Raw genomic sequence first — 13,003 nt, 5'->3', positions numbered from 1 at the left:
CGGGCCAAATCGCAACCCGCTTCGGTATGGCCGGCCCGGTTCAACACGCCGCCGGCCTGCGCCATCAACGGAAAAATGTGTCCGGGTTGCACCAGATCGCTGGGCTGGGCGGCCTTGGCCACCGCCGCCTGTATCGTCAACGCTCTATCGGCGGCTGAAATCCCGGTAGTGACGCCCTCGGCGGCTTCGATCGACACGGTAAAGTTGGTGGTATACGGGGTTTTATTGTCGTTCACCATCAACGGCAAGCGCAATTGTTGGCAGCGTTCGCGAGTCAGGGTCAGGCAAATCAAGCCACGGCCGTACTTGGCCATGAAATTGACGTCTTCCGGACGGGTAAACGCCGCCGCCATCAACAAATCGCCTTCGTTCTCGCGGTCTTCATCGTCCATGATGATGACCATTTTGCCTTGGCGCAAATCCTCAATGATTTCTTCTATGCTATTCATTTAATAAAGCCGCTGTTTTGTAATAAGGCTTCGGTGATACCGGTTTGGCATTGCGCCGCCGCGTCGCCCTGCATCAGGCGTTCCATGTAACGGGCCAGCAGATCCGCTTCCAGATTCACCTCAAACCCCACTTCGGCAGTGCCCAGTGTAGTTTCCTGTAAGGTATGCGGCACGATGTTGACCGAGAAATAAGCTCCGTTCACCGCATTGACCGTTAAGCTGATGCCGTCGATGCAGATCGAGCCTTTCTCGGCGATATATTTGGCCAAGCTATCCGGCGCTTTAAATTTAAAGCCTATGGAACGGCCGTCCGCCTGTTTTTCCACCACTTTGCCGATACCGTCCACATGGCCGCTGACGATGTGGCCGCCCAAGCGGGTGGATGGGGTCAACGCCAATTCCAGATTCACCGGCATGCCGGGTTTGGCGGATTTTAACGTGGTGCGGGATAAGGTTTCGTTGGAAACGTCGGCGCAGAAGTAATGCCGGCCCAACTCCACCGCCGTCAGGCAGACGCCGTTGACGGCGATACTGTCGCCCAACGCGCAATCGGCCAGCGACAATTTGCCGGTATCGATTCGCAAACGGCAATCGCCACCGCGCGGCTGAATGGCGGCAATACTGCCGACCGCCAGGATAATACCAGTAAACATCGTTTTCCTCTGCGAGTTATCGCGACAACGTCAGACGCAGATCGGGCCCGACCTGTCTGACAGCGTTAAATTTAAACGGCTTTTTAGCCGCCATGCTTTGCAATTGCGAAAAATGAAACAGACCGCGGGCTTGGTCCCCCAGCGCGCAAGAAGCAACATATAGCAGCCATTCGTCCACCAAGCCCGTGTCCAGCAAGGCGCCGTTCAAGGCGGCGCCGGCTTCTATCCAAACCGTATTGATTTGCTGTTGCGCCAACAGTTTGAAAGCCTCGCTCAAATCGACCCGGCCCATTCGGCGGCCCACCTGCCAGACCCTGCAACCGGCATCCCGCAAGCGCAATTGTTTGTCCGGGTCGTCATGGCACGTGATTACCCAAGTTTCGCCGGGCAGTTGCAGCATTTTGGCGTTAAGCGGCATGCGCAGATTCGAATCCAAAACCACCCTGACCGGCTGTTTGACGGCAAAATCCACCCGCGCATTCAGGGACGGATCATCGGCCAGCACGGTATCGATACCGGTTACGATGGCGCTGCTTTCGGCCCGAAAATTTTGCACATCCCGCCGAGCCTGTTCCGAAGTAATCCATCGGCTTTCGCCGTTGGCCAGCGCGGTGCGGCCGTCCAGGCTCATGGCTAATTTGCTGCGCGCGAACGGCAGGCCGGTCAGCATCCGTTTGATGAAGCCGCGATTCAATTGTTCGGCCTCGGCTTGCAACAAGCCGCAGCTGACGTCGATGCCGGCGTCACGCATTTTCCGCAAACCCTTCCCCGCCACCAGCGGATTGGGGTCCTGCATGGCCACCACTACACGGCCGACGCCGGCCTCGATCAGAGCATCGCAACAGGGACCGGTGCGGCCGTGGTGGCTGCAAGGTTCCAGAGTGACATAAGCGGTCGCACCCCGGGCCTGAGTCCGGTCGGCCAGTTTCGCCAAGGCGTCGACTTCGGCATGGGCCCGCCCGGCTTGCGCATGCCAGCCTTCGGCCAGAATTTGCCCGTCTTTCACCAACACACAACCGACACGCGGATTGGGGTCGGTGGTGTAAAACCCGTTCCTGGCCAGCCGCAGTGCCCCGGCCATAAAGCCGGCATCATCCGCGACAGTCATGTATTCCGCAGTTTTTCTATCATGTCGGTAAATTCGCTGACATCCTGAAAGCTGCGGTAAACCGAGGCAAACCGCACGAAGGCGACATGGTCCAACGCACTCAATTCCTTCATGACCAATTCGCCGAGTTCATTGGCATGAATTTCCCGCTCGCCTTTGCCCACTAAGACTTTTTTGATGCGGTTAATCGCCGCCTCCACGGCGTCGACATTCACCGGACGCTTTTCCAGGGCCCGTTGCATGCCGGCGCGTAATTTGGCTTCGTTAAAGGCTTCCCTGGCGCCGTTGCGTTTGATGATGCGCGGCAGCGTCAACTCCACCACTTCGAAGGTGGTAAAGCGCTCCTTGCAGGCCACGCATTCACGGCGGCGCTTGACCTGGTCGCCCTCATCGGCCAAACGGGTATCGATGACCCGGGTATCTTGTGCTGAGCAAAAAGGACAACGCATTTGATAAAGTGGCTTAAAGCCAAGCTATTGTAAAGCCGGGCATTTTATTACAGATTGGTTTTTTAATAAAATCGCCGACTTACCCGCCGGCATGCATGGGCAGTATGCCGTCCGCCACCGAACGTATATGCACGTCGCGTTGCGGGAACGGAATCTCGATCCGATGCGCCTGCAAGGCGGCATAAAGCTTTTTATGCAGCTCATGGGTGACGGGTACCCTATCTCCCAACTCGCGCACAAATACTCTGACCGTAAAATCCAGCGAACTTTCGCCAAAACTCATGAAACTGATGGAGGGTTCGGGCTCCTTAAGAACGGATTTAACCGAATTGACTACATCTTTTAACACCTGCTCGACCAGTTGCACATCGCTGCCATAGGCCACACCGACCACCACCACCACCCGGGTAACCGTATCCGTCAAGGTCCAGTTTACCAGCCGCTCGGTAATGATGTTTTTATTCGGCACCACCAGCTCCTTCATGTCCCAATCGATGATATGGGTGGCGCGCATCTGAATTCTACAGACCCGGCCGGTGACATCGCCCACCGTCACGGTATCGCCCACCCGAATCGGCCGCTCGAACAGTAAAATGATCCCGGACACCAGGTTGGCGAAAATCTCCTGCAAGCCGAATCCCAAACCCACGCTAAGGGCCGCCACCAGCCATTGCACCTGCGACCAACTGCCGCCCAACTCATTGGCGATGGCCAAAAAGGCGATGCTGACCAACAAATAGCGCACCAATTGAATCAAGGCGTAGCGGCTGCCGGCGGTCATGGCGAATCTGCCCGCGGACAGCAAATCGACCAGACCGGGAAAATTACTGACAAACACCACGGTTAGGCCGATATAGAAAAAACAAAACAATAGGTTAATCAGGGTTATCCGGATGACGGTTTCCTTACCATCGATCGTATCGCTATATTGCCAAAGCTCGATACGATCGAAAATGGAAAAAGCCGGTAAAATGTCCTTCCATATCATCCAGGCGCCTACGGTCAATATCACCGCAATCAGGGTCGTCAATAATTTGTTGCTTTGCTCGTTAATCTTGGAAAGGTCCAACAGAGTTTCTTCCGGCACATACGCCCCTTCCGCGCCGATATTGACATTGGCCTGATCGGCCTGCTTGCGTTTTTGCCGGGCATTTTGCAAAGCCAGCTGGCGTTTGGTCACCGTCAACCAACGCAATACCAAGGCATGAAATAACGCCGTGGCGAATACCAGGCGTAGCGTAACGACCAACTTGTTTTCCAACTCCAACGCGCTTTGGTAATAGCCCATCACCGCAAAACCGATCACCACCCAGGGCGCCAAGGCGGCCACCAGATACCAGAGATAGCGCAAATGGCCGAGCCAGCTATCGGAATAAGCATAAAACGATTTGGCTAAACCGGTCAGCGGATGGGTAAAGCGATGAAAAACATAAGACATCGCCATCATCAGAATAATCAGCGCGGTCCGGCCCAAGGCGTGGCTTTGCTCCGAAAACGGATTGGCATTCGCCATGCCGATGATGAATACCGCCGGGATGATAACGAAACGAGACCATTTAATTTGACTGTACAGCAATTGCACCGAACGTTTTTGCCAGTGAAACAGCATTTCCGCCACGCCTTCCGGTTTGAGCAGCCGGTAAAAAAACTGCAATATCGCCAGCGGTACCGCGGCCTCTACCAATCCGGCCGCCACCGCCCGGCTAAAGGCATCGGCATTGGCCGTCAGAGTCATGGCCCAGGCCGTCCACCCCATCAGCATCGCCGCGGGTAAGGACAGCAGCAGGATAAACCCCAAACTGTTTAAAGTCTGGCGAAAGCTCACCAAGTATTGGTTGGAGCTGCATTTGTTCAGCACCGCCAATAAATGCTGTTTGAGGTCGTTCCTATACCGCCAATGCAAAACGGTAATGGCGATAAGCGAAACCAGCAAAAACACCGGATAGGTTTGCAAACCCTGGCTAAGATTTTCAAGCGCATGCAGCCAGTTGGACGGCGCAAAAAACCACATCGCCGAATGCAGGATATTGCTTAGATAGGCATGGGAAATCACCGGCGCACTAGGCACCCACAACAAACGCTGGTCCAGGTAAGCGCCGAACTTGTCCGCGCCATTCAGCATCTGCTGCAATACGAAATCGACATCGCCCAATAAGCGGGCATACTCGCTGTAGGCCACGGCCAGACGCCCCACCAAATCCTTCTGGTCATTCAACAACATGCGCAGTTCGGTTCTGATCCGCAACGCTTCCGCCTGATCGGCATCGGCGGGTAAGCCTTGTTCCAAACGGCCGAGCAAAGTCTGGTTTACGTCCATTAACTGCTTTTTGACCTCATCGAGCTTGAACATTTCCAAGCTCGCCTCGGCGATCTCCGTTTGGATACTGTCGTTCAGGCCGTTGTATTGCTTGCGTTGCGGCAGGTTGCGGCGCTGTTCCCGCAACAAGTTTCCCAAGGCCGGACTCAAACCGGCCAAGCTGATTTTTTGCTCGGCGCTCTGAAAGTCCTTTTCAATCTGTTGCGAACGGGCGTCCAGTTCGGTTTTTTGGGTTTGATACAGCTCGATATGCTTATTGACCGCTTGCAAATCGCGATTGAAACGCATATTTTCCTTGGTCGCTTCCCTGATCAACGGGTGCTTGCCTTCCGCATCCTTTTCGGCTTGCAGCAATGCGGCTTGCTCCTTGTCGATTTCCTGCTGGCGTTTATCCAGTAACGCAGCTTCCAACTCACCGATCAACAGCATCTGCGCTTCGCGTTGCAAGTTCAAAAGATGCATGCGGTCCTTCTGCAACTGCAATTGCAGTGGGTTGCCGATACTTTCCAGACCCAACGTTTTCAAGGTGCTGTTAAACAGCCTGATGCGGGTTTCCAGCTGAATTTGCCGGGCTTCTTTCTCAAGCAAATTTTCGCCGTTCTTATCGGTTAACCGCTGTTGCTCCTGTTGGGTGGCCGATTGCTTGGTTTTGATTTCAGCCATCGTTTCCCGAATGACTTGCGGGCTGTTCGTCAACTCGGCGATCAGCGCTTCATGCTTGGCAATTTCGGCATCCAAATCGCTGAGCCGGGTTTTTTCCATTACCAGACGCTGCTCAATCTCATCGGCGGGAAACGAAGCCAGTTTTTCCGGTTTGCGTTGTTTTAGAACCGCCCCGGTTCCATCTATTTGCGCCTGCAATTGCTTGGCATCCAAGGGCAGGTTTCTGGTTGAGCGTTTAAAAGTCTCGGCCAGTTCTTCCTGCCGCTGCGCTTGCCGCAGGTTATCCTCGCTTTCCTGATAAGCGGAAAGGATGCGGTTTTTCTGTTCTTCCGATACGTTTTGCCGGTCTTTGGTAGACTCTATGCGCTGTTGAATCTCTTCTAAGGTGATACTTTTTACGGCCTGTTTTTGATTCCCGGCCCACGCAAGGTTTACACTGATTAAAAGCGCTATCAACCCAAGCGAAAAACCATATTTGCAAGTATTAAGACTCATGTATCTGAAAACTGAACGGAAAATAAACAATGGGAAAGAAAATAACCTGTCCGAACGGGAAGGCGTCATCAAATATCGGCTCGAGCATAAACAAAATCCGCTGTCACCCGCCATCGATATCGGCCCCATCAACGGCTGGCGCAGCTTATTCTTTCGCTTAGGAATCATTGGACAAAAGCCGGAAAAATACCATGGCCTCGGTTACGGTAATCTCAGCCAACGGCTGGCGCCGGGCCAAAACAGTTTTTTGATATCCGGCACTCAAACCGGGCATCTGGCTTATCTTGCACCCGAGCATTTTGCCATCGTCGAAACCGCTTCGGCAAAACACAATACCATCCGTTCAAGCGGGCCCAGCAGACCGTCCTCGGAAGCCTTGACCCATGCCGGCATTTATGAACTGGCCCCCTCCGCCCAAGCGGTAATTCATGTACATTGTCCGGAAATTTGGCGGCACACCCGGCCATTGGGCCTGCCTTATACCGCCGCCGATATTGCTTATGGCAGCATTGAAATGGCCGAGGCCGTCGAACGGCTGTTTAGTTCCGGACAACTCGGCCGTTTCCCCATTTTCAGCATGCTCGGCCACGAAGACGGTATCGTCGCCTTCGGCGATTCTCTCGCCAATGCCGCTCAAATACTATTAGCCCAACTGGCCCATGCATTGGCTATTGAGCAAAGCCCTAATGCTGGTTAGAATACCACCTTTATTAGTATTTATTAATTTAACCCATGCCTGAAATCATCATCTATACCGGCCGGCTTTGCCCTTATTGCACGATGGCCAAGAAATTATTCGAGCGCAAGGGCGCAAGCTATACGGAAATCGATGTCGATGCCAAGCCCGGCTTGCGTCAGGAACTGATGGAAAAAACCCAGCGCAGGACCGTACCGCAAATTTTTATCGGCGAACGCCATATTGGCGGTTTTGACGATTTACATGCGCTCGACATGCAAAAGCAGCTGGACCCTTTATTGCAGGCTTGAAATACCGCTCAACCGATGGAGATGATCTGCAAGCCGACTAAGGTAGCCTCGTCCGCGGCTGCGACCCAAACCACCTTGCCCAGGGCTATCAGTCCGAACTCCTTGATTTGCAGTTTGACCGGCGCATTGACTTTGACGGAAGGATGTTGCACCAACATTTTAACGCAAAGGCCTTTGGTCGAACGGTTGATGCCTTCCACATGCAGCCTGTCCTTGTCGATAAACAATTCCGCGGTAAAAGGTTCGGATTTGCGATAACCGCGCCGCTTTAGCCATAGCTTCTCGGCGTTATGCACCACGGACTCGAACTCCAGCCCCATCAAGATCCTGCCGCGCTCTTCGCGCACCCAGACGATGCTGACTTCCCCGGCCAGCATCAGTTCTTCGATAAACACTTCCGCCCGCCGGTCTTCGAACAGCAGCTTTTCAAAATCGTCGACCGTCGCCAAAAGCTGTCCGGGCAGCAATTCGATCATGGCCCCCTTGACGGACACATCGTAACAATTGAACTGCAAGGTTTCACCTCCCACATTCAACTGACCGATGGCGTTGAAATTTTTTCTATATTCTTTTCGTTCTTGAAACATGGTGAAAATCTCGTGTATATCGATGGGTGCATCAAAGATAGCTTATTTTTAAATTCCGCGCTTGGATCGGCCGGCGATTCAATACGCCTCAACCGGCTTGAGGATGAATAAAGTTTGCAGCATCGGAACGCATCCATTCATTAAAATCGTCCAGAGCCAGCGGCTTGCTTAAATAATAGCCTTGCGCCAAGTCGCAGGCATAACCGCCCAGCAAATCCAGAGTTTGCCGGCTTTCCACGCCTTCCGCGGTGACTTGCAAACCCAAATTGTGGGCCAGATTGATCGTGGCTTTGACGATGACCGCATCGTTTTCGCTTTTCAGCACGTCGCCGACGAAGGACTTATCGATTTTCAACTCGGTCAAGGGCATTTTTTTCAAATAAGCCAATGACGAATAACCGGTACCGAAATCGTCGATCGAGAACTTATAGCCCATACCGTGCAGGCGCTGGATAATATCCAGACTCCTGTCCGGGTCGGTCATGATGGAGCTTTCGGTAATTTCCAGCATCATCCAGGACGGCTGGATTCCGGAAGCGGCCGCCAAGCCGGCAATGATGTCCGGCAACTCCGGATCGTGCAAATCCCGGGCCGACAGGTTGACGGAAAGGATCAGGTCCAAACCCTGCCCATGCCATTCGGCGCACTGTCTGAAAGTCTGCTTGAGCGCCCACAAGGTCAAGTGCTTGATCGTGCGGGTTCTCTCCGCCATGGGGATGAATTCATCGGGCGGGACAAAACCGTGCTTGGGGTGGTTCCAGCGCACCAGGGCCTCGGCGCCGTATAGGCGGCCGGTTTTGACGGCGACCTTGGGCTGGTAGTAAATCTGCAATTCTTCTTTTTCCAACGCTTGGCGCAATTCGCTCATCAGCGTCAAGCGCCTGGGGCTGTGATCGTCGAACGAAGATGTATAAACCGCGTACCCCTCATGGGACTTGCCCGCCATAAACAGCGCCACGCCGGCTTTTTGCACCAAGGTATCGACATCCTCGCCATGCTCGGGAAAGTTGACGATGCCGATGTTGACATGAATGGACAGGCTCAAGCGTTCCGCCTTAAACGGCGATTCCAAGGCGACCTGCACATTCCTGGCCAACTGAACCCCGGCATTTGCATTATCGGTAGCCGGCACCAACAAACTGAAAATATTGCCGTCGATGCGCGCCACGCTGTCGTTACCCAACACCACGCTCTGCAGGCGGGTGGCGATTTGCTTCAAAATCAAATCGCTGCTGTTACGCCCCAGGGTGTCGTACACTTCCTTAAAATTGGCAAACTCCACCAATAAAATCGACAGCAGTTTATTTTGCTTGCCGGCCGACAGAATGGCTTGCTCGACCCGGTCGTAAAACAGAACCCGATTCGGCAAATCGGTGGCAATATCATGGGTTGCGGAGTAATTGGCCTGCTTTTCCATCGACTCGGCATGCGCCCGCAATTCATGGGTCTGATCGAAAATCATCGCTCCCGCCTGATAGGCGATAATCGAACTGGAATACTGCCCCCAAAACCCGAACACAAACGGTATGCTATCCAACACCCAAAGGCCGTAATTTTCGGATTGGGCTTTAACAATACCATCCAGGGTAATGCCGCCGGTTTGATACAGACTGACGCCGAGCGTCGCCAGAATAATGCTGGCAATTGCGATGGACACGCCTTGATAAGCGGTTTTGGAAACCTGGCTTTTCAAAATCCTGACGTTGTCGGACAGCACATTCCTGGCAAATTCCATGCATTCCCCCTACAGGCCCCGCAATAAATCGGTCTTAATGTCTTCGATATTTTCCAAGCCCACCGAGACCCTGACCAGACTGTCGGAAATACCGGCCTCCGCCCTGGCCTCGGGACTCAACCTGCCGTGTGTCGTCGTGGCGGGATGGGTGATAGTGGTTTTTACATCGCCCAAATTGGCGGTAATCGACAACATGCGGGTCGCATCGATCAAACGCCAGGCCTGCTCCTTGCCGCCGCTCAATTCGAAACTGACCACCGCGCCGAAATGGCTTTGCTGACGTTTGGCCAATTGATGCTGGGCATGGGACGCCAAACCGGGATAATGCACTTTTGCCACCGCGGACTGGGTTTCCAGCCACTTGGCCAGTTCAAACGCATTGTCGCAATGCGCTTTCATCCGTATGGCCAGCGTTTCCAGGCCGGACAGAAACACCCAGGCGTTGAATGGACTCATGCTGGCGCCGCCGGTACGCAGATACGGGTAAATATCCTTTTCGATCAGTTCTGCATTGCCGACGACAGCCCCGCCCACGCATCGCCCCTGCCCGTCGATGAATTTGGTGGCCGATTGCACCACTAAATCCGCGCCCAGGGCCAAGGGCTGTTGCAACACCGGGGTGCAAAAACAATTGTCGACCACCAACAGGCAGCCATGCCTGTGCGCGATGTCCGCCAGAGCCTGGATGTCGGCGATTTCGATCAAGGGATTGGACGGGGTTTCCAGAAACAAGAACCGGGTATTCGGTTGAATGGCCGCTTCCCAGGCGGCCAAGTCCGTCAAACCGACAAAGTCGCAAGTCACGCCGAATTTGCCGAAATAGTTTTGAAAGGTCAGCACCGTATTGCCGAACACGCTACGCGAACACACTACGTGATCGCCGGCTTTTAACAAGGCCATCCCCACCGCCATGATCGCCGCCATGCCGGAGGAAAACGCCAGGCAGCGCTCCCCGCGTTCCATCAAGGCCAAACGTTCCTGAAACGCGGTTACGGTAGGATTGGTAAAGCGGGAATAAATATTGCCCGGCTGCTTGCCGGTGAAGCGCAAGGAAGCCTGCTCGGCGGATGCGAACACATAACTGGAGGTGGCGAATATCGGCATGCTGTGCTCGTCTTCATGGGTACGCCGATGCCCGGCCCTGATAGCCTGGGTTTCCAGGGAATATTCCCGCCAATCGAAATCCGTCATTTCACTTTCCCGTTATTTTTGCGCGGCGGCCGTCAAGGCATTGCGCTGTTCCTGCGCGCCATCGTTGCGTAAGGCCTCGATACGCGCCAAGTAATCGTCATCGATATCGCCGGTAATGTATTCATGGCTAAAACAGGAGGTATCGAACTGTTTAATATTGGGGTTACCCTTGCCCACCGCGTCGATCAGATCGTCCAAATCCTGATAGATCAACTTATCCGCGCCGATGGCTTTACACACTTCCTGCTCGGTACGGCCGTGCGCAATCAATTCATGAGCGGCCGGCATATCGATGCCGTACACATTCGGATAACGCACCGGCGGCGCCGCGGAGGCGAAATAGACTTTTTTGGCCCCCGCATCCCGCGCCATCTGAATAATTTGCTCGGACGTGGTACCGCGCACCACCGAATCGTCCACCAGCAACACGTTCTTGCCGCTAAATTCCAGCGCAATGGCATTCAGCTTTTGCTTGACCGATTTTTTACGCATTTTCTGGCCCGGCATGATGAAGGTGCGTCCGATATAGCGGTTTTTCATAAAGCCTTCCCGGAATTTCACTCCCAGCTCATGGGCAATCTGCAGGGCGGCGGTGCGGCTGGTATCGGGTATGGGGATCACCACGTCGATGTCGTGATCGCCCCATTCCTTTTCGATTTTCTTGGCCAGCTTTTTCCCCATCCGCATTCTGGCCTTGTAGACGGATATGTTGTCGATAATGGAATCGGGACGGGCGAAATAAACATATTCGAAAATACAGGGGCAATGGTTGGTCTTTTCCGCGCATTGCTTGGTATGCAATTTACCGGCCGCTTCGACGAACACCGCTTCGCCCGGCGCAATGTCCCGGATCAATTTAAAATCCAGCACGTCCAGCGCCACGCTTTCCGAAGCGATCATATAATCGGTCGCGCCATCCTCGGTTTTACGCTCGCCGAATACGATGGGGCGTATCCCATGCGGGTCGCGAAAGCCCAAAATGCCGAAACCGGCAATCATCACCACCACCGCATAGGCGCCGCGACAGCGTTTATGCACCACACTGACGGCCTTGAATACATCCTCGACCGTCAAGGTCAGCTTACCGGCCTGTTGCAATTCATGCGCAAACACGTTTAGCAGCACTTCCGAATCGGAACCGGTATTGATATGCCGTTGATCGTCGACAAACACCTGAATTTTCAATTCTTCGGTATTGGTAAGATTGCCGTTATGCGCCAGCGTCAAGCCGAAGGGCGAGTTGACATAAAAAGGTTGCGCCTCTTCCGAACTGGTGCAACCCGCGGTCGGGTATCTGACATGGGCGATCCCCATGCTGCCTTTCAGTTTCAGCATTTCCTTGTTGGAAAACACATCCCGGGTCAAACCGTTTTCCTTGCGCAAATGCAGCCGGGATCCCTCGCAGGTCGCGATCCCGGCGGCATCCTGCCCCCGATGTTGCAATACGGTTAAGGCATCGTACAAATCCTGATTCACATTTTGATTGGAAACAATCGCGGCAATACCACACATAACAAACCTAAAGAGCTAACGAAAATGGATATAGCCCGCCAGAACCGACGGGATGTGATCTTTCAGCCATACGGCGAGAGATTGAAACGGCGGAATCAACAGGGCTTGTTTCCACCAGGGCTCTTCGGGCAGCGGCGTAATACCTCCCAGCATCACCGCTACCGAAACCAACACCGACCCGCGGACGATGCCGAATAGCATGCCCAATATCCGGTCTGAGCCGGTCAACCCGGTTTTTTCGATCACGTGATTCAAAATAAAACCGATCAAAGCCCCCAAACTCAGCGTCATGACAAACAAAAGGCCGAAAGCGGCGGCGGCGCGAGCCGGCGGGTAACTGACGGTATTTTGCAGCAATACGGCGAAATCGCGGCTGTAATGCAGGCCCACCCAAATGGCGGCCACCCAGGTCAGCAAGGCGAAGGCCTCCTTGACGAAACCGCGCAGCAAACCGATCGCGGCCGACACCAGGATCAACCCGCTAATGGCGTAATCGATCCAAATCATCTTGTCCAAGGACAAACCGTCAACCATCGTTAAACCCGGCCAAAACGAAACCGAAGCCGTTATTCATCACCCGTAACAAAACTGTTGACGTTAATCTGCGACAGCTTGGATTTGACTGCCTGGGCCTTGGCTTTATCCAGCATGGGCCCAACCCTGACCTTGTAAATTTTGCCCTTTTCGGTGGTTACCTCTTTAATAGACGCCGCAAAACCTTGTTTTTTAAGCGAATCTTGCAAGCTCTGGGCATTAACCAATTGGCTGAAGCTGCCGGCATTCAGGTATAAGCGGGTCACCGCGCTTTCGGCGGCAGCGGCCGGCTTGGCCGCCGGTTCGGCAACAGCCGGTTTTAC

General features: G+C 54.0%; 13 protein-coding genes. 2 read left to right on the top strand and 11 right to left on the bottom strand.

Annotated elements, in window-relative coordinates:
- The 5 genes from ribB to NP596_RS16005 form a co-directional block, all read right to left on the bottom strand.
- Positions 1 to 449 (bottom strand): 3,4-dihydroxy-2-butanone-4-phosphate synthase (ribB, locus tag NP596_RS16025; RefSeq protein ID WP_256616397.1); only part of this gene is annotated, 449 nt, incomplete at its 3' end.
- Complete coding sequence (locus tag NP596_RS16020; RefSeq protein WP_256616396.1) at positions 446 to 1,102, bottom strand: riboflavin synthase; 657 nt, start codon at positions 1,100 to 1,102, stop codon at positions 446 to 448. The genes ribB and NP596_RS16020, both read right to left, overlap by 4 nt.
- Before the next feature lie 16 nt (positions 1,103 to 1,118).
- Entirely contained in the window at positions 1,119 to 2,210 is a 1,092-nt protein-coding gene (gene ribD, locus NP596_RS16015) for a bifunctional diaminohydroxyphosphoribosylaminopyrimidine deaminase/5-amino-6-(5-phosphoribosylamino)uracil reductase RibD (RefSeq protein WP_256616395.1), read from the bottom strand.
- The gene (gene nrdR / locus NP596_RS16010; protein WP_256616394.1) at positions 2,207 to 2,659 is read right to left on the bottom strand and encodes a transcriptional regulator NrdR; all 453 of its coding nucleotides are present in this window, start codon (positions 2,657 to 2,659) and stop codon (positions 2,207 to 2,209) included. Before nrdR ends, ribD begins: the two co-directional genes overlap by 4 nt.
- Before the next feature lie 79 nt (positions 2,660 to 2,738).
- Positions 2,739 to 6,134 carry a mechanosensitive ion channel domain-containing protein gene (locus tag NP596_RS16005; RefSeq protein ID WP_256616393.1) on the bottom strand — a complete coding sequence of 1,132 codons (3,396 nt, stop codon included), beginning with the start codon at positions 6,132 to 6,134 and terminating at the stop codon, positions 2,739 to 2,741.
- On the opposite strand from NP596_RS16005, the gene NP596_RS16000 reads away from it, so the two are divergent.
- Both NP596_RS16000 and grxC read left to right on the top strand, forming a co-directional pair.
- On the top strand, positions 6,133 to 6,831 hold the full coding sequence (locus tag NP596_RS16000) for a class II aldolase/adducin family protein (RefSeq protein ID WP_256616392.1): 699 nt from the start codon (positions 6,133 to 6,135) through the stop codon (positions 6,829 to 6,831). The two genes, NP596_RS16005 and NP596_RS16000, sit on opposite strands and share 2 nt — an antisense overlap.
- A 35-nt stretch (positions 6,832 to 6,866) precedes the next feature.
- Positions 6,867 to 7,121, top strand: a complete 255-nt coding sequence (gene grxC, locus NP596_RS15995; protein WP_256616391.1) for a glutaredoxin 3 — start codon at positions 6,867 to 6,869, stop codon at positions 7,119 to 7,121.
- 8 nt (positions 7,122 to 7,129) lie between these two features.
- Here grxC and NP596_RS15990 read toward each other — a convergent pair whose 3' ends face one another.
- From NP596_RS15990 to NP596_RS15965, 6 genes are all read right to left on the bottom strand, one after another.
- The gene (locus tag NP596_RS15990) at positions 7,130 to 7,708 is read right to left on the bottom strand and encodes a PilZ domain-containing protein (protein ID WP_256616390.1); all 579 of its coding nucleotides are present in this window, start codon (positions 7,706 to 7,708) and stop codon (positions 7,130 to 7,132) included.
- Positions 7,709 to 7,796: 88 nt separating this feature from the next.
- Positions 7,797 to 9,443: a putative bifunctional diguanylate cyclase/phosphodiesterase gene (locus NP596_RS15985; RefSeq protein ID WP_256616389.1), complete on the bottom strand. Its 1,647-nt coding sequence runs from the start codon at positions 9,441 to 9,443 to the stop codon at positions 7,797 to 7,799.
- A 9-nt stretch (positions 9,444 to 9,452) separates the two neighbouring features.
- Entirely contained in the window at positions 9,453 to 10,634 is a 1,182-nt protein-coding gene (locus tag NP596_RS15980) for an O-succinylhomoserine sulfhydrylase (RefSeq protein ID WP_256616388.1), read from the bottom strand.
- Between the two features lie 12 nt (positions 10,635 to 10,646).
- On the bottom strand, positions 10,647 to 12,146 hold the full coding sequence (gene purF / locus NP596_RS15975) for an amidophosphoribosyltransferase (RefSeq protein ID WP_256616387.1): 1,500 nt from the start codon (positions 12,144 to 12,146) through the stop codon (positions 10,647 to 10,649).
- 15 nt (positions 12,147 to 12,161) lie between these two features.
- Positions 12,162 to 12,680 carry a CvpA family protein gene (locus NP596_RS15970; RefSeq protein ID WP_256616386.1) on the bottom strand — a complete coding sequence of 173 codons (519 nt, stop codon included), beginning with the start codon at positions 12,678 to 12,680 and terminating at the stop codon, positions 12,162 to 12,164.
- Positions 12,681 to 12,712: 32 nt separating this feature from the next.
- Positions 12,713 to 13,003, bottom strand: a 291-nt coding sequence (locus tag NP596_RS15965; RefSeq protein WP_256616385.1) for an SPOR domain-containing protein, incomplete at its 5' end; no start/stop codon positions are given.

The organism is Methylomonas rivi (assembly GCF_024505165.1).
GTDB lineage: Bacteria > Pseudomonadota > Gammaproteobacteria > Methylococcales > Methylomonadaceae > Methylomonas > Methylomonas rivi.
This window is presented reverse-complemented; position numbering and strand designations above follow the sequence as displayed.

What these genes read in the sequence shown, in the direction of transcription:
- NP596_RS16000 (WP_256616392.1), top strand. Translation starts at nt 6,133, where the DNA reads ATGTATCTGAAAACTGAACGGAAAATAAACAATGGGAAAGAAAATAAC.
- NP596_RS16005 (WP_256616393.1), bottom strand. Translation starts at nt 6,134, where the DNA reads ATGAGTCTTAATACTTGCAAATATGGTTTTTCGCTTGGGTTGATAGCG.
- purF (WP_256616387.1), bottom strand. Translation starts at nt 12,146, where the DNA reads ATGTGTGGTATTGCCGCGATTGTTTCCAATCAAAATGTGAATCAGGAT.
- NP596_RS15990 (WP_256616390.1), bottom strand. Translation starts at nt 7,708, where the DNA reads ATGTTTCAAGAACGAAAAGAATATAGAAAAAATTTCAACGCCATCGGT.
- NP596_RS16020 (WP_256616396.1), bottom strand. Translation starts at nt 1,102, where the DNA reads ATGTTTACTGGTATTATCCTGGCGGTCGGCAGTATTGCCGCCATTCAG.
- ribD (WP_256616395.1), bottom strand. Translation starts at nt 2,210, where the DNA reads ATGACTGTCGCGGATGATGCCGGCTTTATGGCCGGGGCACTGCGGCTG.
- NP596_RS15980 (WP_256616388.1), bottom strand. Translation starts at nt 10,634, where the DNA reads ATGACGGATTTCGATTGGCGGGAATATTCCCTGGAAACCCAGGCTATC.
- NP596_RS15985 (WP_256616389.1), bottom strand. Translation starts at nt 9,443, where the DNA reads ATGGAATTTGCCAGGAATGTGCTGTCCGACAACGTCAGGATTTTGAAA.
- nrdR (WP_256616394.1), bottom strand. Translation starts at nt 2,659, where the DNA reads ATGCGTTGTCCTTTTTGCTCAGCACAAGATACCCGGGTCATCGATACC.
- grxC (WP_256616391.1), top strand. Translation starts at nt 6,867, where the DNA reads ATGCCTGAAATCATCATCTATACCGGCCGGCTTTGCCCTTATTGCACG.
- NP596_RS15970 (WP_256616386.1), bottom strand. Translation starts at nt 12,680, where the DNA reads ATGGTTGACGGTTTGTCCTTGGACAAGATGATTTGGATCGATTACGCC.